The 21,115-nt window shown below is 37.3% G+C and carries 19 protein-coding genes; 9 read left to right on the top strand and 10 right to left on the bottom strand.

Features of this window, described 5'->3' with window-relative positions:
- Window positions 1-41 precede the first annotated feature (41 nt).
- On the bottom strand, window positions 42-2,930 hold the full coding sequence (locus tag H4J73_RS19905) for a transporter substrate-binding domain-containing protein (protein ID WP_182178784.1): 2,889 nt from the start codon (window positions 2,928-2,930) through the stop codon (window positions 42-44).
- A gap of 138 nt (window positions 2,931-3,068) precedes the next feature.
- Here H4J73_RS19905 and cmoA point away from each other — a divergent pair, with 138 nt between their 5' ends.
- The 3 genes from cmoA to H4J73_RS19890 all read left to right on the top strand — a co-directional run bounded on the left by cmoA (window position 3,069) and on the right by H4J73_RS19890 (window position 6,576).
- On the top strand, window positions 3,069-3,803 hold the full coding sequence (cmoA, locus tag H4J73_RS19900) for a carboxy-S-adenosyl-L-methionine synthase CmoA (protein WP_182178783.1): 735 nt from the start codon (window positions 3,069-3,071) through the stop codon (window positions 3,801-3,803).
- Between the two features lie 8 nt (window positions 3,804-3,811).
- On the top strand, window positions 3,812-4,774 hold the full coding sequence (gene cmoB, locus H4J73_RS19895; protein ID WP_182178781.1) for a tRNA 5-methoxyuridine(34)/uridine 5-oxyacetic acid(34) synthase CmoB: 963 nt from the start codon (window positions 3,812-3,814) through the stop codon (window positions 4,772-4,774).
- A gap of 461 nt (window positions 4,775-5,235) precedes the next feature.
- Window positions 5,236-6,576 (top strand): anti-phage deoxyguanosine triphosphatase, encoded by a 1,341-nt coding sequence (locus H4J73_RS19890; protein WP_182178779.1) that lies wholly within the window; start codon window positions 5,236-5,238, stop codon window positions 6,574-6,576.
- A 72-nt stretch (window positions 6,577-6,648) separates the two neighbouring features.
- Here the strand turns inward: H4J73_RS19890 and H4J73_RS19885 are convergent, their stop codons facing one another.
- Together H4J73_RS19885 and H4J73_RS19880 are read right to left on the bottom strand one after the other, a co-directional pair.
- A complete protein-coding gene (locus H4J73_RS19885; RefSeq protein WP_182178777.1) occupies window positions 6,649-6,933 on the bottom strand; it encodes a hypothetical protein in 285 nt (94 codons plus the stop codon).
- Between the two features lie 112 nt (window positions 6,934-7,045).
- Window positions 7,046-8,887 (bottom strand): protein kinase domain-containing protein, encoded by a 1,842-nt coding sequence (locus H4J73_RS19880; protein ID WP_182178775.1) that lies wholly within the window; start codon window positions 8,885-8,887, stop codon window positions 7,046-7,048.
- A gap of 153 nt (window positions 8,888-9,040) precedes the next feature.
- Between H4J73_RS19880 and H4J73_RS19875 the strand changes: the two genes are divergently transcribed.
- Window positions 9,041-9,775 carry a hypothetical protein gene (locus tag H4J73_RS19875; protein ID WP_182178773.1) on the top strand — a complete coding sequence of 245 codons (735 nt, stop codon included), beginning with the start codon at window positions 9,041-9,043 and terminating at the stop codon, window positions 9,773-9,775.
- A 62-nt stretch (window positions 9,776-9,837) separates the two neighbouring features.
- Here the strand turns inward: H4J73_RS19875 and H4J73_RS19870 are convergent, their stop codons facing one another.
- The 6 genes from H4J73_RS19870 to seqA all read right to left on the bottom strand — a co-directional run bounded on the left by H4J73_RS19870 (window position 9,838) and on the right by seqA (window position 17,530).
- Window positions 9,838-11,418, bottom strand: a complete 1,581-nt coding sequence (locus tag H4J73_RS19870; RefSeq protein ID WP_182178771.1) for a dihydrolipoyllysine-residue acetyltransferase — start codon at window positions 11,416-11,418, stop codon at window positions 9,838-9,840.
- Between the two features lie 10 nt (window positions 11,419-11,428).
- Entirely contained in the window at window positions 11,429-12,406 is a 978-nt protein-coding gene (locus tag H4J73_RS19865) for an alpha-ketoacid dehydrogenase subunit beta (protein WP_182178769.1), read from the bottom strand.
- Window positions 12,406-13,590: a thiamine pyrophosphate-dependent dehydrogenase E1 component subunit alpha gene (locus tag H4J73_RS19860; protein ID WP_182178767.1), complete on the bottom strand. Its 1,185-nt coding sequence runs from the start codon at window positions 13,588-13,590 to the stop codon at window positions 12,406-12,408. The genes H4J73_RS19865 and H4J73_RS19860 overlap by 1 nt, the downstream gene beginning before the upstream one ends.
- A gap of 241 nt (window positions 13,591-13,831) precedes the next feature.
- The gene (astE, locus tag H4J73_RS19855) at window positions 13,832-14,935 is read right to left on the bottom strand and encodes a succinylglutamate desuccinylase (protein WP_182178765.1); all 1,104 of its coding nucleotides are present in this window, start codon (window positions 14,933-14,935) and stop codon (window positions 13,832-13,834) included.
- Between the two features lie 294 nt (window positions 14,936-15,229).
- Window positions 15,230-16,885, bottom strand: coding sequence for a phosphoglucomutase (alpha-D-glucose-1,6-bisphosphate-dependent) (gene pgm, locus H4J73_RS19850; protein WP_182188804.1), 1,656 nt, complete (start codon window positions 16,883-16,885; stop codon window positions 15,230-15,232).
- Window positions 16,886-16,936: 51 nt separating this feature from the next.
- Entirely contained in the window at window positions 16,937-17,530 is a 594-nt protein-coding gene (gene seqA, locus H4J73_RS19845; RefSeq protein WP_182178543.1) for a replication initiation negative regulator SeqA, read from the bottom strand.
- A 160-nt stretch (window positions 17,531-17,690) separates the two neighbouring features.
- On the opposite strand from seqA, the gene H4J73_RS19840 reads away from it, so the two are divergent.
- The 4 genes from H4J73_RS19840 to fldA all read left to right on the top strand — a co-directional run bounded on the left by H4J73_RS19840 (window position 17,691) and on the right by fldA (window position 19,691).
- A complete protein-coding gene (locus H4J73_RS19840) occupies window positions 17,691-18,458 on the top strand; it encodes an alpha/beta fold hydrolase (RefSeq protein WP_182178541.1) in 768 nt (255 codons plus the stop codon).
- A 168-nt stretch (window positions 18,459-18,626) separates the two neighbouring features.
- On the top strand, window positions 18,627-18,848 hold the full coding sequence (locus H4J73_RS19835) for a DUF2788 domain-containing protein (protein WP_070376277.1): 222 nt from the start codon (window positions 18,627-18,629) through the stop codon (window positions 18,846-18,848).
- 9 nt (window positions 18,849-18,857) lie between these two features.
- Window positions 18,858-19,151, top strand: a complete 294-nt coding sequence (gene ybfE / locus H4J73_RS19830) for a LexA regulated protein (protein ID WP_182178539.1) — start codon at window positions 18,858-18,860, stop codon at window positions 19,149-19,151.
- Window positions 19,152-19,163: 12 nt separating this feature from the next.
- Window positions 19,164-19,691, top strand: a complete 528-nt coding sequence (fldA, locus tag H4J73_RS19825) for a flavodoxin FldA (RefSeq protein ID WP_182178537.1) — start codon at window positions 19,164-19,166, stop codon at window positions 19,689-19,691.
- A 77-nt stretch (window positions 19,692-19,768) separates the two neighbouring features.
- On the opposite strand, the gene H4J73_RS19820 is transcribed toward fldA, so the two are convergent.
- Window positions 19,769-20,221 carry a DUF4442 domain-containing protein gene (locus H4J73_RS19820; RefSeq protein WP_182178535.1) on the bottom strand — a complete coding sequence of 151 codons (453 nt, stop codon included), beginning with the start codon at window positions 20,219-20,221 and terminating at the stop codon, window positions 19,769-19,771.
- A gap of 187 nt (window positions 20,222-20,408) precedes the next feature.
- Between H4J73_RS19820 and fur the strand changes: the two genes are divergently transcribed.
- Complete coding sequence (fur, locus tag H4J73_RS19815) at window positions 20,409-20,852, top strand: ferric iron uptake transcriptional regulator (protein WP_182178533.1); 444 nt, start codon at window positions 20,409-20,411, stop codon at window positions 20,850-20,852.
- Window positions 20,853-21,115 lie beyond the last annotated feature (263 nt).

Raw genomic sequence — 21,115 nt, 5'->3', positions numbered from 1 at the left:
TATTACTTGCCAAGAACAGCTTAATTCACAGCTGTGTCGATTTAATTAAGGTCCTTGGCCTCTGTATTAAAAACATAATGATTTTTTCCATTTGCTTTCACTCGATACATTAATGTATCGGCAATTTTAAGGAGATCATTATCGGTAACACCGTCATCTGGATACATTGCAATACCAATACTACAGCCGATATTTACTCGCTCAGCTGACAATTGAAAAGGTTGTTGCATAAGTTTTAATACTTTGTCTCCAACATAAGCGGCTTCATTTTTATTATGCAAGCCGGTCAGTAATAAAACGAATTCATCCCCGCCAAAGCGAACAACCGTATCAGATTGTCTAACACAGCTTTTAAATTTATCTGCCACTTGCACTAACAATTCATCACCCACATCATGACCATGGGTATCATTAATCGTTTTAAAACCGTCAAGATCGATAAACAAAACGGCTATTTGTAATTGCTGACGTTGATGAAAGCTAATCGCGGTATTAATTCTATCTTTTAACAGTACTCGGTTAGCTAAGCCGGTTAATTCGTCATGAGTTGCCATATGCTTCATTTTTTCTTCAAGCTGCTTACGCGTATTTATTTCGCGGTATAAGCGTCTATTCCAGATAATAATAGCAACAATGATGATGAGGATCAGTACGCCTATCTGAGCGGATACTCGCATAACAATATCTTTATCAAACCCTGTTTCAATATTGACACCAAACCAACGGTCATAAATTTTTTGTTTTTCATTTTCAGAAATAGTCAATAATGTTTTATTGATGATCTGTTGTAACTCTTCCCAATCAGGCCTGATTGCAAAGTGACTGCTGTCTCTTTCGAGTTCTTCTAATACCGATATATCTAAAACATTTAAGCTTTCTCGTTTCATTAACTCTGACGCAGAAGCTATATTCGAAATAAAGCCATCAACTTTACCTTTTTGTACTGCAAATAACCCTTCGTTGTGGGTATTAACGAGTTTTAGCGATATTTGAGGATGATATTTGAGAATGTTAGGCGATAGATAATAGCCTTTAATTACCGCTAATTTTTTTCCATAAAAACTTTTGAGATCTAAATTAGAGCCTAGCTGACGTTGATGAAGAATAACCCAAGGCATACTCCAGTAGGGTTGCGTAAATAGTACCTGCTTCTTACGCTCTGGTGTTACCGAAACGCTCGCCAGCATATCAATTTGTTGATCAACAAGTCCTTGGTATAAGTCATTCCAACTGTTAAAAAATGTAAATTCGAACGATAGCCCCGAACGATCGGATATCAGTTTCATTACATCAGGATTTATACCACTGACTTCACCATTTGCATTAATAAATTCCATTGGCATCCAACTTTTAACTAAACCAACATTAATTTTTTTATGGTTATCGAGCCATAGTTTTTCAGAGGTCGACAAACTTACTTTTTCCGCAGAACGAACAAAATAACCATTATTCTTATGAATGAGCCAATTCCGCTCTAACGAAATCAGTTGTTCAATAGGGATATTGTCAAAACCTTCTTTAATAAGCTCAACAAGTTTATCGTTACCTTTTTTGACTAAAGAAAAAACGGGGGTTGGAAAATTAACATTTTTTAATTGATAAAATGATGACTGTAAATTACTTTGTATTAAACGTGCATTCAGGTATTCCTGAGCGCTAACCATCGCATCAATATTTCCTAATTTAGCCTCATTAAGTAATTCGCTAGCCGTTTGGTAAACCTGTACATTCATATTAGGAAACAGTTTAAAGAGGGTGTTTTTATAGGTAGTACCCGCTAGCACACCTACTGTTTTTAGCTCTAAATCTTTCATTGAATAAATGTTATCAATTCGAGTAGAAACGAAAACACCTGCATCAACACCATATATTTGTGAGGCAACTTGTAATTTATTATCAAAATGATCAGCCGAATAACCAATATGAATGTCGACATTTCCGCCTTTTAACATCGCTAATTCTTGGGAAGGTGATTGAGCAATAAACTCGATTTCAATACCACTTTCTTTTGCCCATAAACGCCATAAATCAATAAATAACCCCTGTGGTTGGCCTGTAGGGGAAACAGCCATATAAGGTGGTGCTTGCGTTAAAAAGCTTAATAATAAAGTGTTATTTTTCTTATCACGTCCTAACCATTTTTTTTCTATTCTCGACTTTTCTGTAGCGGTAACTTTGTCAAATCCTTGTACAATAAAGTCCTTCAGCAACTTGTTTTTTAATGATGTGGCGGCTACATACTCACCTTGATAAAAACGAATTCTTTTGTAAGGTGGGTATTGTTTATTTAATTCAAAATATCCAGTAAAAAATTTAGAGGGTTTCTCGAGCCCCGTATAAACCATTATTTCGTTATCTAATGCAGCTTTATATAAGGCATGTCGATTAGCATATAAACGCAACTTAAGGTTGGGGTAGTTTTCTAAAATAAATGACGCATGACTTGATCCCCGAACAGACCCGATGATATACGGCGCTAGTTGACTAATTTTAGTTAAGTTTGTAAAGTCTCTGTGGGTATAAAAATAAAAATCCTGAGAGAAAAAGGAGGGAGTGAGCGAAAATATTTTACTGCGGGCTGCAGTCTTAGTCATACCACCGTGTATATCAATTTCACCTGATTTAACGCGCGCTAGAGTTGACAGCCAATCAGTGGCTACAAACTCAATTTCTTTGCCTTGACGCTCGGCCCATAGTCGCCAAAGATCAGGCATTATGCCATCGGCTACCCCTTGTTCATTAAGAAACATATAAGGATAAGTTGTTTTATTTATCGCTATGGTTAGTGTTTGTTTAGACGTTTCAAAAGCTTCATTATTTGCTTCTACTTTTAACGTAAAACAAATCACTAATAAAATTAAACAACGGAAAAAGTAATCGAGCTGCAACAGCAATTCCTTAGAGAATAAATTAATGAAAAATAACAACAATTATAGACCTTATTCACCCAAAATTGCAGCGTAACTTTTAGCTTTAACGACTAAACGCATGCAATACTACCCCATGACAATAAATTTAAGTTAAAATAACGCAAAATTGATATTTAACACCCATACAAGTTCAACGTAATGAAACCATCAGAGCCCGATTTAATTTTTTCAAAAAAACAAAGCCAGATTAAAGATTTTACTTTTGACGCACATGTTGTTGAAGTTTTTCCTGATATGATTTCCCGCTCTGTGCCGGGTTACAATACCATTATTGATACCATTGGTCGTTTAAGTCAGCGTTTTGTCACCGACAATAGTAATATTTATGATTTAGGTTGCTCGCTCGGCGCTGCAACCATAGCCATGCGTAAAGCTATTACCGCAAAAAACTGTAAAATTATAGGTGTTGATAATTCTTCGGCGATGGTGGAGCGCTGTAAAATGCACGTTAATGCATTCAAGGGAGATACCCCTGTAGAGATAATTGAGAGTAACATTTTAGATGTTGTGATTGAAAACGCTTCTATGGTGGTGCTTAATTTCACCTTACAGTTTATTGAACCTGAAATACGCGCTTCATTAATAAATAAAATAGCCCTTGGCTTAAAACCAGGTGGTTTATTACTCTTATCAGAAAAAATATCAGCAGATGATGAGATATGTAATGAACTGCTTGTCGATTTGCACCTCGATTTTAAACGCGCCAATGGCTACAGTGAGCTAGAAATAGCCCAAAAGCGTACTGCCATTGAAAAAGTTATGCTTATTGATAGCTTGCCTGAACATATTGAACGCCTGAAAAATGCGGGATTGAGCCATCAAACGCCTTGGTTTCAATGTTTTAATTTCTTTTCACTCATCGCCATTAAGTAACTTTATTCATGTCATTCAATAAATTCTATCAAGAAATCGCCCAAAACCGCTTAAACCATTGGTTAGATGTACTACCCGCGCAACTAACTCAATGGAAAAAAGAACATTTACACGGCGAATTTGCCCAATGGCAAAAAACATTAGCAGCGCTACCCAAAACAACACCGTCAGTTATTAATATTAGTGATGGGGTAAGTGTGGGTAAAAAAGAGGATATTAGTGAAGGAGAATATAAACGTTTAGAAAACTTATTGAAAAAATTCAAACCTTGGCGAAAAGGCCCTTATCATATTCATGGTTTGCACATAGACACCGAATGGCGTTCAGACTTCAAATGGGATCGTTTAAAAGAGCATATTAGTCCGTTAAAAAATAAATATGTGTTAGATATTGGCTGCGGTAGTGGTTATCACTTGTGGCGTATGCGAGGCGAAGGCGCTAAATTTGTGGTGGGCATCGACCCCACACAGTTATTTTTCACTCAGTTCAATGCGATTCAGCACTTTGTTAATGACTCTAAAGTAAATTTACTGCCATTAGGTGTCGAGCAACTGCCTGAACTTCACGCTTTTGACACCGTTTTTGCTATGGGTGTTTTATATCATCGCCGCTCTCCTATCGACTTTATTTATCAATTAAAAGCACAACTAGTAAAAGGGGGCGAATTAGTATTAGAAACGTTAGTGGTTGATGGCGACGATAATACCATTTTAGTGCCTGGAGAGCGTTACGCTAAAATGCGTAATGTCTGGTTTTTACCCAGTTGTGATGCAATGTGCGCGTGGCTTTCACGTTGTGGATTTAAAAATATACGTATCGTGAATACGGACATTACCGCTCTTGATGAGCAGCGAAAAACTGACTGGATAGACACTGAATCACTGGCCGATTTTCTTGACCCCAACGATAGCAGTAAAACAATAGAGGGTTACCCAGCCCCCAAACGGGCTATTTTTATTGCTAATTCTTAACGTTATAGCTCCCTATTTAGAGGTATTTATCAATAATTAATTGATAGGTGCCTTGCTCTTTAATATGTTTCATCCCTTGATAGCTACATGAACAAGTTATCACTCGATGCGGCTGCCATCATCTTCAACAATAAAAGGTGAGTTAGCTAAGCCTGCCATACATTCTATCTTATCGGTTACGACACTTTGAGCGATACATGAAACAGTCTTATTTTGCGTATTGATCTCGTTACCCTGGGCAAAACATCGCTACTAAATAACAAGAGACTCAACAGTAATACGTTGAAAGAAGAATTAACAAATCACATAACCCCTTTAAAGAGAAACACTTGCATTCATAAATAAAAACTGGGTAAGGTGTAACACCGCTAATAAATATTGTTACCTAGCGATAATAATCAGCGCATATTATCATGGTATGTAAAATCGGTTAAGATAATTTCAATTGAAATAAGGTGTGTATGAACGAGATTTGGGCAGAGCGAAAACAAGCCAGTGTTGCAAAACGTCAACATGATCACCGCAGTTCTTATCAACGTGATCGTGCACGCATACTTCATTCAGCGGCTTTTAGGCGTTTACAGTCAAAAACCCAAGTAATGGGCAGTGGACAAAGTGACTTTTACCGTACTCGATTAACGCATTCTTTAGAAGCGGCACAAATTGGCTCTGGAATTAGTGCTCAATTAAGGAATAAGCATACAGAATTATCTGCTGAACTTTTTCCTGCTGACGAAACATTAATTGAATCTATATGCTTGGCTCACGATATTGGTCATCCACCTTTTGGTCACGGTGGAGAGGTCGCTCTTAATTATATGATGCGAAACCATGGTGGCTTTGAAGGCAACGGGCAAACATTTCGTATCGTTTCACACTTAGAGCCCTTTAGTGAATTTTATGGAATGAATTTGTCTCGTCGCACACTATTAGGGTTAATAAAATATCCACAAACATTAACAAACTTAACAACATTACCTTTACCACTTGCCCCTAAAACGTTTAGACAACTAAAAGCTTCTGACTGGCATCCCGCTAAAGGATTATATAGCGATGACGCTGAAATGTTTGCGTGGGTTCTATCACCTTTATCTGCTAGTGACCGTGCGCTTTTTCAATCAATAAAAAACATCGATGGTAGCCATAATAAAACAATATTTAAATCACTCGATTGCTCTATTATGGAGCTCGCTGACGATATCGCTTATGGCATTCATGATTTAGAAGACGCGATTGTAACAGGTGTCGTGAGCCAGCAAGATTTTGAGCGAGAAGTCATCGCTAAACTCGAAAAAATTGATGAACCTTGGATACAAGATTATTGTAAAAACTTAACCGTTATGCTTTTTAATGAACAACATTACATTCAAAAAGAAGCGATTGGCGGCTTGGTAAATTATTTAATAACTGAAATTTATTTAAGTGATTTAAATGATAGCTGCGACCTAAACTTTGCTGAACCACTACTACGATACAATGCAAAGCTACCAGAAAATTCAGCAAAAGCTCTGCAAATATTCAAAGACTTTGTCTTTGCATTTGTTATTAAACAAACGAGTATTCAGCAACTCGAGTATCGGGGACAACAAATAGTGATGGAATTATTTGAAGCGCTGGCAAGCGATCCGACACGTTTATTACCTAAACATGCAACACAGCGTTGGCTTTATGCAAAGGAGCATAACCTAAACGAATTTAGGGTTATCGCTGATTATGTTTCTGGGATGACTGATGATTATGCAACTCGCCTTTACCAACGCTTATTCCTACCCAGCGGTGCACTACCAATAAGTGAGCGCTAACACCAAAAATATAATGAAGCGAAGCGAACATTTAACTTCATTAAATTCAACGTCTCAAATAGCCACAAAAATTTAAAATCTGCAGTGGCAGATATCAACCTTTTGATAATGTGAACAAACAGCGCCAGCGGGATCTTTAACAACCACATACTTGTCGTTACCCGCTTGTTTTATTTCAGCCACCAGCTCACCTCCAAGCTGAGTAACATGGGCAATAGATTCGTGCAGGTCTTTAACTAAAAAATAAGGTAACCACGCAGCAGGCATATCATCATTTTCCCCTTTAGCATGACAAATACCACTAACAGCTTCACGAGTCTCTGGGCTATTCATGACATAATCATGATGATCCACCATTGCAACATCTTCGGCTTGTCAACTCACAACTTTCTGATAAAAGTCTTTCACCTCAGTGGCATTATCTACCGTTAAATCTAGCCACGCCATTTCACCAATTTTGTTAGTCATGTTATTTCTTCGTTGATTCAATCGTTTTAGGATTTCTAGGATAGTACTTTTCAGGTAAAGCGCTAATATGTTCGAAATATCGTGTGTCTTTGTAGGGTAGTTTCATAAACCCTGAAATTCCTTGCCCTTTAATTGTTGGTAACAGGTTAATAATTTCGGCTAAACACTCAGTAAATTCTTCCTTTTTTTGATGATTAAGCAACATTAAATAACTATGAATTTTTAAGTGAGTGGGTAAAACTTCAAAAATAATACAACCGGTATGATGAATTAAATTCAAACGCCCTAATACGGCCATTATCTCATCAGGTAAATATAAGTATTCATCGGGATCTTTGCCGTCTTCGAAATATGAATGTAGACGAGTAATATCGTCAACTTCTGCAATATCACTGACCTCGAAAGCAAACGTTTGTCCCAATTGGGCAATAAAATCATGTTCACTGCTCTGCCTTTCCACATGAAGCGTATTTCTGGCGTTAAATAAACAACTCTTAAACATACCGACACGATGAATACCTTGCGCGAGGTGCACCATGTTATTCACTGCACTTTGAAAAGAAGCGTTCAAGCTTGGATCAAATAAAGTTAAATTAGAATCGATATACACACCATCAGCTTGCCAACGTATCGCTAAACCTCCCACCACCGGAAAGCTGCCCAAACGGCCTACTGCTGCAATAAAGCCTTTTTCTGTATCGCCCATGCCCATAAGAAAATTTTTATAATATTTTTCAAGTTGCGCATCATCAATCTCATTTAATTCATCACTTTCTGTTGATTCTCTTAAAAATGATTTTCTTGAACCATAAACAACGGTATCAATAATTTTGTCTGTCTTTGACTTTAGCCAAACAGGGATCAGTAGCTCCGTATCTAAAGAGCGATGCTGTTTTGCCATAACCATACGTTTTAAGTAAGGTAACTGCTTGAAAAAGTAATCGCCGGCACTATTGCGTGTTTTTTGATTATCACTGAGCATCCCTTCAATAATTTTCGCCAACAGCTTTGGTAAGCCTAGTGAAAGCGGTGAAATAACTTGATGACCGTACCGGCACGATTGACCTGATGCTATTGCATAGAGTGTTGCGGCTAATCCCTGCTCATCAAAACGCGGTGACGACATAGCCCCACTTATTTGGTCTTGACCAATAAAGTAAACATCGCCCAAGCGCGCATTGGTATTTTGTAAATCACTGCTCATTAAATCCATAATGCTATTGGCAGTATTTTGTCCTGAGGCATCTAATTGAGCAATAACAGCTGAGCCCCAATCCACTAAGTATACTTTGCCTGTTTTTTCGTTATACACAACATTTGAAGGTTTTATGTCACCGTGCACATAGGGCTTACCTTTTTCATGTTTATTTGGATCACGCAAATATAAAAGGATTTCGGCCAACTGAATGGCAATACTGACAACAAGCTCAGGTGCTAAAGGGCCATGCTGATGAGAATACTTTTCTAAGTCAACGCCAGGGGCACGTTGCATATGAACAATAGATTGGCGTTTTATTTTGTAATACTTAACAACCTTTGGAATTCGTCTATGCGATAACTCCCCTTGAATTTCAGCTTCTTCTGCTAAGCGGTCTTGGACATGCTGAGGTAAATTCATTCGTGAAAATTTGAAAACAAATGCATTACCCAAATCATCGTCACCATTAAAAACAAAACCATAGGCCCCCTTTCCTAATAAAGCGATATTTTGATAGCCAAGTAAACCTAATTGTTGCTGACATAACTCGACCCAGACTTTTAATTTAGTAGAATCTTTGGTATTTAATAAATAAACAGATTGCTCTTCGGCAATATAAAAATGTTGAAGTTTATTTTCGTGCACGTAATTTCCTAGCCAGCCCACTCTACTAAAAAGTATATCGTTAAAGTCACTTGATGTTAACTTAAAGCACTTTTAAACTTTAACCGCTTGAAAGATAATTTTATTGAGGTAATATCTTTAAAAAAAATAATAACGCACGATAAAAGGATTTATATGAATTCACTAAAAGCGCTGGTACTTTTGGCTGTTGGGGCAATACTCGGCTATGTTTTTTCATCCTTGAGCACTGAAAGTTATCAAGATAATTTGACACCTCCTATGGTAATCGCAGTTAAGACACCGCCAACCGCAAAGATATCAAAATTAAAAGTCGCTCCGGATGTACTCGATCAAACCATTGATGCTAGTCAAGTCCAACCACAAGTCACCAATAACCAGACATTAACAACTGTTGACGGTGACGAAATGTTAAATCAGCAGCACCTAGATTTAATCGCTGAGCATCAATTATTAAAGGACAAATATAAAAAATCAAAAAATAAAATTTCATTATTGAAAAATCAATTAAATGAATTTGATGGTAGTAAAGTTACTGATGAAGAAATGCAAGCACTCGCTCCAGAACCCTTCAAATTTTTCTTGAGTTCGTTTCGAGGTAAAACAAGAAATGACATCTATGATTTTCATCAAAAAGAAGACGATGTAGATTGGGGCTATAATATGAAAAACAATATTTCTGACTTTGTCTTAACGCATTATGAAGCCACAAATATTGATTTGATCTCTGTAATTTGTAAACAGCCCTATTGCGAAATATTGGCGATTGAAAAACAAAAAGACGCGTTGAATAAAATTATAAAAGATATTAATCAGCAGCCATGGTGGACGTTTTCGTCAACTAGCTCATCATCAAATAATGAGTCTACTTACATATTCCTTTCCATGTAAACTATGGGGTTTAAACAAAAAAACCTGCATAAGCAGGTTTTTTAATATCAAAAAGCGTCGAACTAAGACATATGCATCAACATATTGCTTGGTTCTTCTAAAAATGATTTCCACAAGTTACAAAAACGAGCAATTGAACCACCATCAATAACACGATGATCTCCAGACCAACTTACTTGCATAATATAGCGTGCTTCTACTTCACCTTTATCATTAAAGCGTGGTAATTTTTGTAATTTACCTAACGCTACAATCGCAGATTCTGGTTTATTGATGATTGGCGTCGCAACAGTGCCGCCAATAGCGCCAATGTTTGAAATGGTAATAGTCCCCCCCTTTAAATCTTCGGCCCCAACACGACCTGCACGGGCAGAATCAGTTAAACGCATGATATCTTTAGCAACATCAACAATAGATTTATTCTGTACTTGCTTAACATTAGGCACGAGTAAGCCAACTTTAGAGTCAACAGCCATACCGATATTATGATCATCAAAATAAGTAATTTCAGTACAATCATCATTAACCTGCGTATTCACAATCGGAAATTCTTTTAACGCTAAAGAAATCGATTTCATGAAAAATGGCATCATGGTTAATTTAATATCCTGCTTCGCATAAGCGTCTTTCATCCCGCTGCGCAACGCCATCAGGTTTGTCATGTCTATTTCTTCACAATAAGTAAAGTGAGGGATCGTTGACACTGAACGTACCATAGCTTTTGCCATAGCCGCTTTAATACCGCGAATAGGTTCAACACGTTTACCACCACTTTGTGCAACAGCAGCAACTTGCGTTACATTTTCAGTGCTTACAACTGGTACTTTAGTGAAAGAAACGACGTCTTCTTTATAAACACGACCTTTCTTGCCACTGCCTGGTATCTCATGAATATTAACATTTAACTCACGAGCAACACGACGCACGGCTGGGCTAGCAACAGCTTTACTATTAACGACTTTCTTTTCAACGTTAATGTTACTAACAGCGACTTCTTTCGCTACAGAAACCGTTGGTGTTTCAACCGATTTAACTGCAACAGCAGCTGGTTCGTTAGTATTAACAGAGCGTTTTTCGATTTCAAATAACGGTGCGTGTACTTTCGCAATTTCACCTTTAGCATAGTAAAGTTTAGTGACGGTACCATTATGCATCGCTGGAATTTGTACGAGTGCTTTATCGGTCATTACATCAGCAATAGGTTGATCTTCAACAATCACATCACCTTCTTTAACTAACCATTCAACAAGTTCACATTCCACAATACCTTCACCGATATCCGGTAAAATAAAGTCTTCTCGTTCGAAAGTTGCAGCAACAACATCCGCCGCAGCTACAGGGTGTTCAGCACGTGCTGTATTTTCTATTTCAGGAACACTTGCCGGTTGCTCAACTGAAGGTTCTTGATCAGTTATCATTGAAAAAAGCGGTTTATGTACTTTGGCAATATCACCCTGCGCGTAATAAAGCTTAGTAACCGTACCATTATGCATCGCCGGAATTTGTACCAGCGCTTTATCGGTCATCACATCAGCAATAGGCTGATCTTCAACAATTACGTCGCCTTCTTTAACTAGCCATTCAACTAGTTCACATTCAACGATACCTTCACCAATATCGGGTAGAATAAAATCAATACTCATGACAAAAACCTTAGTAATTTATGCTGTGTTTAATGGCTTCATACACTTTTAAGTGGTCGGCTACGTATTCTTTTTCTAACGATAATGGGTAAGGCGTATCCATACCACAGATGCGTGCAATTGGTGATTCAAGGTGTAAGAAACATTCCTTTTGAATCGTTGCAGCAATTTCACTCGCAAAACCCGCGGTTAATGGCGCTTCTTGGCTAACAACTAAGCGCCCTGTTTTGGTAACAGAATTAACAACCGTTTCAATATCCCATGGCAAAATAGTACGTAAATCAATGATTTCACATGAAATACCGTCAGTTGCAGCCATTTCAGCCGCCTTCTCTATTATTTCCATTTGTGCGCCCCACGCTAACAACGTGATATCACTACCTGGCGTAACAACCTCAGCTTTGCCTAAAGGTAGTTGATAATCTTCGGTGGGCACTTCGCCAACGGAAGCACGATATAAACGTTTTGGCTCAAAAAAGATAACCGGATTTTTATCGCGAATAGACGCTAACAACAAACCTTTTGCTTGGTAAGGGTTACGTGGTACAACAACTTTTAAGCCTGGTGTATGAGCAAAGTAAGCTTCTGGTGATTGACTATGATACAAACCACCCGCAATACCGCCACCGTATGGGGTACGTATTGTTAAGTTACCTACATCAAATTCATTACCGCTACGGTAGCGAAATTTTGCAGATTCGTTAACAATTTGATCAAAAGCTGGAAAAATATAATCAGCAAACTGAATTTCAGCGATAGGCACACTACCTTGTGCCGCTAAACCATTAGCAAAACCAATAACACCTTGCTCCACGAGCGGCGTGTTAAAACAACGCAATTTACCAAATTTTTCTTGCAAGCCACTAGTTGCACGGAAAACGCCGCCAAAATGGCCAACATCTTCACCAAAACATACGGCGCGTTCATTTTCTGTCATTGCAATTACAAGTGCGTTATTAATTGCATGTAATAAATTCATTTGTGCCATTATTTAATTCTCCCCGCGGTGAATGGGTAGGCTTCTGGATACTTTTTGATATGCAGTTTTAGCTCTTCAAGTTGAGCTTTTAATAACGTTGGCGGTTCATCGTAAACATCAGTAATCAAATCTTCAACGGGTGGTTTATCAATGATTTCTGCAACTTTAACAGCGGCTAATATCTCTTCTCGCAATTTATCAAATAAAGTGGTTTCTTGTTCTTCATCCCACCATTTGTTAGCTAACATCCAATTTTTCATACGAAGAATTGGATCATGAGCCTGCCATTTAGCTTCTTCTTCTCGGGTACGATACCCTGAAGGATCGTCTGAAGTTGAATGCGCACCTAAGCGATAAGACATTGCTTCAATAAGTACTGGCTTGTTTTCTGCTAACGCATAAGTACGTGCATCTTGCGTCGCTTTTAATACCGCTAAGATATCGTTTCCATCAATTCGAATTGTTTTAATACCGTAACCCACACCACGAGAAGCAATACCGTTACCTGCATATTGTTCATCAGCAGGTGTTGAAATTGCGTAGCCATTATTACGACAGAAAAAGATAACTGGAGCACGATGCACTGCGGCCATATTTAAACCGGCATGAAAATCACCTTCAGATGCAGCGCCTTCTCCGAAATAACAAATAGTTACCGCGTCAAGTCCTTGTAACTTCTGGCCATATGCATAACCAGTAGCTTGTGGTATTTGAGTAGCAAGTGGCGACGAAATAGTCATGTAATTTAATTCGCGACTACCGTAATGAATAGGCATTTGACGACCTTTGCCTAGATCTTTTTCATTACTGAACATTTGATTCATGAAATTTTCAAGTGAGAAGCCACGGTACATTAATGCTCCTTGCTCTCGGTATTGCGCCATGATCATGTCTTGAGGTTTTAAACCGGCAGCACCACCAACACTTGCTGCTTCTTCGCCAAGTGCTGTCATATAAAAGCTTAAACGACCTTGACGTTGTGATGCGACCATTCTCTCGTCGAGCGCACGGTGAAACGCTAATGTTTTATAAATTTTAGTCGCTGATTCCTGATCTATTACAGGAAGTTCGGCACCGTCATATACGTTACCGTCTTGTTGTAATACTTTGAGGATGGGAATTTCAACTGAATGACCATCAATAAAAGCGGGTTGATGTACCACCGGACTTTCTTTATATACGTCAGTGTTCATAGCCTTCTCTTCTCTTCTTGTCTTATGGAATATGTTCATTGCAGAATATGCTAAACCATTATTCTTTATGTAAGTGTACTTGGCATGTACTTATTGGGTTTCGCGCAATGAGCTGTTGTAAAATAATCGAACGTACTTTACCTTTACGTAAACTGAAACACAAGTTGTGTAAGCGAACTAAAACTCTGGGTATACGTGTTCAAGATAAATATGCCCATAAAAGTTTACATCACTGCATTCATTATTCGATAATTGCAGGGATCACGGTTAAGAGTGCTCGCTGGCCAATGGCAACATTAGCATTTGGGAAAATAATAGCTTCGCCCACTTTTTCTGTTTTAATTTCTTTACCGTCATCTAACGCAATAACGCTACCTTTTGGAAAATCAGTAAAGTTTTCAACATCATCAGAAAAATTCAATGAGAATTTTTCACCGTGACGATTAATTGTTTGATAAATTTCATAGATACTAAAATCTTTTTCATCATAGTCTTTTAGACATAAATCTTCACCTGAGACCAAACGCGTTAATGTTTGCTTAACTTGAGAAAACTTAGCCATGTCATTTTCACCAAAAGGTTTCACTTTGCCTAATTCAACCGTAAAAGCGTCAGCGTTAAATTCATTTGATGAAAAATAACTAAACGTGGTGGTTGGTGAGTGCGAAAGTAAAATGGTGCTCACGCCACAGGCATGCATAAATTGTAATTGTGATTTTTTCCAAGCTCTACCATGCCTAAAAGGATAAACCGCAAACTTATCATTTTTTGAACCACGAATAGCAGTGTGTAAATCGTAGTGACAACGCTCGCGCTCAGTATTATTGACTAACGATTGACCTTGTTCAAAAAAGTCTCGCACCGTATTTTCAAGTAATAAAGCACGATGGCGTTCTTTATTAATTAAACCCGCGCCATGACCTTGATCCGCCGAGTGGCCCCCAGAGAATAAACGATTCATATTTTCTTCAATAAAACGTTCAGAAATATTAATAGAAGCGGGATTACCAAAGATAAAGAGTACTCGCTCCATGCAAGCAACTTCTCCTAAGATAAGTTTTTTAATAAGCTCGGCACAAATTTCAATTGGCGCTGTTTCATTACCGTGCACCGCACTAGAAAGCACAATATCTTTATTTGATTGTGATAAGTTACAAGGTTCAAACGTGATTAAACCGGTATCAACTACCGTGACCTTTGTTTGGCTGTTACTTGCTTGATGTTGAACTTGAAAGGAAAAAGCCCCTGCTAACGACCATTCATTAGCGCGAGTTAAGGCGAGAAAATCACCTGTTGTTTGTAGCGTTTGCTGTTGTTCTTGTAATACTAATTGTAATTTATCCAAACCACTTTCACTAAGCCAATAAAAATTATTGGGTATTGTACAAAAAAATTGAGATTATTGCTTGGATTGATAACAATAAAAGTAAATAGCACAGTAATTAACACATCAATTTTTGACTAAATAGCTCTATAAATATAGAGCTATAAAATTAACGACAGTGATAAATAAAGACCTTTAATCACTGTTGGTTTGTGTAGATACTGATTATGGGGCATCACTAAAACTTATATTATTATTATATTTAAATTTTTGACAACGATTAAATGAAAGAATTCATTATTTTTAGATCATCAACTACAAACCTGCTTTGGTAAACGCTGCGCTGACCAGTACTTGTGCCTCAGTGATAATAAGTTGCAAATGCTTTTGGTCGATAAAGCTTTCTGCATAAATTTTATAGATATCTTCGGTACCTGATGGGCGGGCAGCAAACCAGCCATTAGTGGTGGTAACTTTAACCCCGCCTATAGCTGCATTATTACCGGGTGCATGTGAGAGTACTTGGTTAATTTTTTCTCCTGCAAGAGTCTCTGTAGTAATGTCATCGGCACTTAATGACGTTAGCACTTTCTTTTGCTCAAAACTTGCAACAGCTTCAATGCGTCCATAACAAGGTTCGCCAAGTTTTTCTGCCAGTTCTTGGTACAATTGAAATGGGTCTTTACCGGTAACGGCAAGAATTTCAGCCGCAAGTAGTGCCATAATAAAACCATCTTTATCTGTTGTCCAACAGCTACCGTCGCGAGCAAGAAAAGACGCGCCAGCGCTTTCTTCTCCGCCAAAGGCGTATGATGAGTCACTCAAGCCATCAACAAACCATTTAAAGCCAACTGGCACTTCTGACAAAGGGCGATCAATGTATTGTGCAACACGGTCTATAAGAGAACTTGATACCAAGGTTTTGCCAATTTTACTGTTTTTAGGCCAATCACGATGTGTCATTAAGTAATAAATAGCTACCGCTAGGTAATGATTTGGGTTCATCAACCCCCCTGTTCTTGTCACAATTCCGTGACGATCAAAGTCAGGATCATTACCTACTGCAACATCAAACTTATCTTTTAAAGCAATTAACCCTGCCATTGCATAGGGTGATGAACAATCCATACGGATCTTGCCATCTTTATCTAATGGCATAAAAGCAAAACTAGCATCGACAACAGGATTGACAATTTCCAGGTTCAAGCCATATTTTTTCGCAATGACTGGCCAGTAATGAATACCAGAACCGCCTAATGGGTCAACACCAATTTTAACACCAGCTTTTGCTATAGCTGCCATGTCGACAACTTGTTCAAGTTCGTTAACATAGAAAGTAATAAAATCTTGCTTTAACAATAATGGCGAAGAGCAGGCTTTTGCGTAGCTAATTTGCTTAACATTTACAAGGTTCTCTGCCATTAAATCATTAGCACGTTGTTCAATTTTTTGAGTGACGCCACCCTCAGCAGGCCCGCCGTGCGGAGGGTTATACTTAATACCGCCGTCAGTTGGAGGATTGTGCGAAGGCGTAATAATTAAACCGTCTGCTTGATTATCTTTATTTATGGCTAATTTATTATGAGCAATAATCAATCGAGAAATAACAGGTGTAGGCGTAAAGCCATCATCATTTTGAACAACTACCGGAATATTATTAGCAATTAACACCGATAGCGCATTAGCAAAGGCGGGTTCTGAAAGCGCATGGGTATCTTTACCTAAAAATAATGGCCCTTTCAAACCTTGCTCAGTTCGATGCTCAGCAACCGCTTGGCAAATAGCAACAATGTGTTGTTCATTAAAACTGCTCTTGCTTGCATTACCTCGATGGCCTGATGTGCCAAACGTTACACGTTGTTCAATGATAGAAACATCGGGTATTAATAAGAAATAATCACTGACTAGTTTACCAATATTGATACGGTCTTGTGGTCTAACTGGTTTTCCTGCATGTGCATGTATAGTCATGATATTCCCTATTTTTTATTTCAATGTTTATCTGCTGTAATTTTTTACACGTTATAATAGATCGCGAATTTTCTCAGCATCTTCTTCAGTATAACCTAAGGTTAACGACGCTTTGGTTAACATCATTTTTTTACGTGTAGTATTTGAATTTGTCATTACCCAAAATGGGCTATCAGGTATTTGTAATGGTTTGGTACTACTGCCACTTGCAGAGAGTTCCTCTTTACTTTTGGCAAAGTATAAACGGTCGCGACCTCTAATTTCAGAGACAACAGCAAACTTTTCACTGTGTACGCGATATAAAGCAGCAAGAATAAGTAAAAATCGTCCGACAGCACCACGCTGCGTTGCTAATTCTTCTTTATTAATATAGTTAAGCACATTATCAATGCTAGGAGGCTCAACACTTTCTTCTATAATAACAACCACTTCTTCTTTTTCAATAGTTTCTTCAATTTGAAGTGGTGAGCTTTCAACTGCTTCTTCTTTATTCTCAGACAATATAACTTCAATATCGCCAGCGGTACCTTCAGCTAAGGTTAAGCTAAGTAAACGGCGTAAGATTGACGAAGCACTTTCGCCAATAAATTGGGTATTCGACACTATGTATTGATAAAGTACTTCATCTATTTCAATGTTTTTCATTAATTACCCTAAAATTTCATTAATCGCGCAGGATTATACTTAGCTTAAGGAAAACTTTCCAGCGACAATATCTTGATAAAGCCTCAAAAATAATTGCATGGGGCTATAAAAGCTAAGACAATAAAGCTCTAGACAGAAATATTCATTGAATGAGCTATCCATGACACAAACTTTACATTATCAACAACAAGGCTCTGGCGCCGATATTATTTTGATACACGGCTTACTGGGCAGTTTAGAAAATCTAAATATGGTAGCAAAAGGCCTCAAAGATAATTACCGAGTGACGAGTATTGATGTAAGAAATCATGGTCTTTCATTTCATAAAGACTCAATGAGTTACGAAGAATTAGCTCAAGACACCGTAGACTTAATGAAAACACTTACAATTGACCGTGCTCATTTTCTTGGGCATTCAATGGGAGGTAAGATTGCTATGGAAATTGCGCTAAAACACAGCGAAAAAGTTGAAAAACTAATTGTTGCTGATATAGCCCCTGTTACCTACCCTCCTCACCATAATCATATTATTGAAGGCTTACAAAGTATTACACTTGAACATGTTAAGAGTAGAAAAGATGCCGACGAGCAATTAGCACATTTCGTTGATGAAATGGGTGTTCGGCAGTTTTTATTACGAAATTTGACAGTTAAAGATGGAAAATTTACTTTTAAGTGTAGCCTTAATAATATTCAACATTGCTATCCTCAAATAATGACAGGTTATAAAGGCAAGCAACATTTTAAAGGTGAAACTCTATTTATTAAAGGTGGAGATTCTGATTATATTACCGCAGAGCACCGCGACATTATTAAGGTCTTGTTTCCAAAGAGTAGAGCAAAAATAATTCAAGGTACTGGGCATTGGTTACATGCCGAGAAAACGACGATATTTAATAAAATCACAAATGACTTTTTACAGTTTTAAACACCTATAGAAAGCCTTTTGAACGATTTGATGTAATGTCAGCTTTCATCTTGCTACAATGAGTTCATTACAACAAATGATGTTAATGTGCACTGTCATTTATGGTAAAAATTATGTATTTAAGAACAGAATTATGCTACAGTGCGCCTGAAATTTTTAGGGTGAATTATGTTAGCTGAAAACTTAGAACTTATTGAAACCATCGGTTTGAATTTATTTTTCGCTTTTATCTTTATTTTCATTGGCTTATCGGTCCATGATGTTATGACAAAAAATGATGTTCCCAAAATGGGCCGTATGGTCGTTTATTTGGTCTTATTTTTAGGTTGTGCAGGCTTTATTGCCAAAGGCATTATTCAACTGGTTTGGGAAAGCCAAGGGGTTGGGTAAAAGTTAACGATGGCAAAAGAAGCAAGTGATTTAACCACTATTGATTTGTTTAGTGATGAAAAGCGTCCTGGACGCCCAAAAACAAATCCTCATTCGCGTAGCGTCCAAGTAAAAATAAATAAGCGCAATCAAGTTAAACGCGATAAAAACAATGGCTTGAAGCGAGTTGAATTTAAAATACATCAAGAATTGTTTGAACAGTTAGACGACTTAGCAATAATTCAAGGCATTAGTCGTAGCGAACTTATTGAGTCGATATTGAAAAATTCAATGACGGCAAAAGCATTAAATATTAGTAAATAAGGGTTTTATACCATGGCAATTGTAGGTTTATTTTTCGGTAGTGATACAGGCAATACTGAAGCTGTCAGCAAAACTATCCAAAAGAAGTTAGGCAAAAAATTTGTTGATGTAAAAGACATCGCAAAAAGTACTAAAGAAGAAATCGCTGAATTTGACTTAATCATTTTAGGTATCCCAACTTGGTATTACGGTGAAAACCAATGTGATTGGGACGACTTTTTGCCTGAGCTTGAAGAAATTGATTTTACTGACAAGTTAGTCGCTATTTTTGGTTTAGGTGATCAAGAAGATTACTCTGAATATTTCTGTGATGCTATGGAACCTTTGAAAGATATTGCCGAATCAAGAGGCGCAGTTATTGTAGGTAACTGGTCAACTAAAGGTTATGAGTTTGAAGCGTCTAAAGCCTTAGTTGATGAAAACACTTTTATTGGCTTATGTATTGACGAAGACCGTCAACCAGAGCTAACTGAAGAGCGAATTGATAAATGGGTTACACAAGTATATGAAGAAATGTGTTTAGCAGAACTTGCTGATTAATTTTCGCTATCAAAAGATCTGATATGAAGCCTGCATTTGCAGGCTTTTTTGTAGCCTAAAATTATTTAGGCATAATATTATTTATTTTTCTGACGAATATACAGACGCCGATTCAACTTAGCCACCAACTCGCCATCATTATTTTTCACATACACACTCACCGTGGGTTGATACTTTTCACCGTGACAAGTATTTTCAATAATTTCATTAATAAAATCATCACTTACATAAAACTCTGCCTTTACCACTCCCACTCCAGGTTTTATAAAGTCAATATCAGCTGATTTATCCCAAACATAATATTTATTACCTAAGCGCGATAAAATCATCAATACGTAAAAAGGGTCAGTCATCGAGAATAATGAGCCCCCAAAGTGTGTACCTAAGGCGTTTTTATTCCATGATCGCATTTTTAAACGCACTTTAGCTTGTCGAAAGTCACTAGAAAGTTCTGTTACCTTAATACCTGTAAATAAAAATGGTGGCCAAATATTGAGCAGCAACCTTAGTAACCATGCTCTTTTTAGCATTAAAATCTCCTTTATTTCTTAAATGACTTACCCAAAAAACTCATCGTACCAGTAAAGCAGTTGCAGTTTACTACTATTTTATCAATCAAAACCTATGTATTTGGTAATCATTTAAACTAAGGCTTCCATCAAGCCCTAGAACCCCCTATAATTTTGTTTAACTTATCGAATTAGAGAATTAAAGTTAATGGCAGACCAAAATGAAGAGCTAAAAAGAGCCGGATTAAAGATTACCCTGCCGCGAATCAAAATCCTCACTATTTTACAAAACCCTAATAATCAGCATATTAGCGCGGAAGATGTTTACAAAATATTGCTAGTGCAGAATGAAGAAATTGGTTTAGCGACTGTTTATCGTGTACTAAATCAGTTTGACGATGCAGGTATTGTTAGTCGTCATCACTTTGAAGGTGGGAAATCAGTTTTCGAGTTGAGTCATAAAAAGCATCATGATCATCTTGTTTGTTTAAAATGTGGCAAAGTAGTTGAATTTGAAGATAACGTTATTGAGCAGCGTCAAGAAGATATCGCTAAATCACATAAAATAACGCTAACGAATCATAGTCTCTATTTATATGGCGAATGTGAAGATGAAGAAGCTTGTGATTCATACCGAACTTCTAATAGTTAATTATTATGTGACTTTAAATGAATAAAAACCTGCTTTAGCAGGTTTTTTATTATCACCATTTAAATACAACCAAGAGTGTTACTGCTAGCGTAAAAATTATGAATGACAACCAAGCAAAGCACTATGTCTATTACCTATTTTTAGGCAAAGAAAAAGCGACTCACAAGCCGCTTTTATTTCTTTATTAATATAATGCTGCAAATCCATTTGCTAATTTTAAACGTCCTAAATAATATGGAATTTATTTTTGTATAAAAACTCAT

Source organism: Colwellia sp. MB3u-41, assembly GCF_014076845.1.
Lineage (GTDB): Bacteria > Pseudomonadota > Gammaproteobacteria > Enterobacterales > Alteromonadaceae > Colwellia_A.
Note: the sequence above shows the minus strand (reverse complement) of the source record. Positions and strands in the feature narration are given on the sequence as shown.

What these genes read in the sequence shown, in the direction of transcription:
- cmoB (WP_182178781.1), top strand. Translation starts at nt 3,812, where the DNA reads ATGTCATTCAATAAATTCTATCAAGAAATCGCCCAAAACCGCTTAAAC.
- fur (WP_182178533.1), top strand. Translation starts at nt 20,409, where the DNA reads ATGGCAGACCAAAATGAAGAGCTAAAAAGAGCCGGATTAAAGATTACC.
- seqA (WP_182178543.1), bottom strand. Translation starts at nt 17,530, where the DNA reads ATGAAAAACATTGAAATAGATGAAGTACTTTATCAATACATAGTGTCG.
- H4J73_RS19840 (WP_182178541.1), top strand. Translation starts at nt 17,691, where the DNA reads ATGACACAAACTTTACATTATCAACAACAAGGCTCTGGCGCCGATATT.
- pgm (WP_182188804.1), bottom strand. Translation starts at nt 16,885, where the DNA reads ATGACTATACATGCACATGCAGGAAAACCAGTTAGACCACAAGACCGT.
- H4J73_RS19835 (WP_070376277.1), top strand. Translation starts at nt 18,627, where the DNA reads ATGTTAGCTGAAAACTTAGAACTTATTGAAACCATCGGTTTGAATTTA.
- H4J73_RS19820 (WP_182178535.1), bottom strand. Translation starts at nt 20,221, where the DNA reads ATGCTAAAAAGAGCATGGTTACTAAGGTTGCTGCTCAATATTTGGCCA.
- H4J73_RS19860 (WP_182178767.1), bottom strand. Translation starts at nt 13,590, where the DNA reads ATGAACACTGACGTATATAAAGAAAGTCCGGTGGTACATCAACCCGCT.
- ybfE (WP_182178539.1), top strand. Translation starts at nt 18,858, where the DNA reads ATGGCAAAAGAAGCAAGTGATTTAACCACTATTGATTTGTTTAGTGAT.
- H4J73_RS19870 (WP_182178771.1), bottom strand. Translation starts at nt 11,418, where the DNA reads ATGAGTATTGATTTTATTCTACCCGATATTGGTGAAGGTATCGTTGAA.
- H4J73_RS19890 (WP_182178779.1), top strand. Translation starts at nt 5,236, where the DNA reads ATGAACGAGATTTGGGCAGAGCGAAAACAAGCCAGTGTTGCAAAACGT.
- H4J73_RS19885 (WP_182178777.1), bottom strand. Translation starts at nt 6,933, where the DNA reads ATGGTGGATCATCATGATTATGTCATGAATAGCCCAGAGACTCGTGAA.
- fldA (WP_182178537.1), top strand. Translation starts at nt 19,164, where the DNA reads ATGGCAATTGTAGGTTTATTTTTCGGTAGTGATACAGGCAATACTGAA.
- cmoA (WP_182178783.1), top strand. Translation starts at nt 3,069, where the DNA reads ATGAAACCATCAGAGCCCGATTTAATTTTTTCAAAAAAACAAAGCCAG.
- H4J73_RS19865 (WP_182178769.1), bottom strand. Translation starts at nt 12,406, where the DNA reads ATGGCACAAATGAATTTATTACATGCAATTAATAACGCACTTGTAATT.
- H4J73_RS19875 (WP_182178773.1), top strand. Translation starts at nt 9,041, where the DNA reads ATGAATTCACTAAAAGCGCTGGTACTTTTGGCTGTTGGGGCAATACTC.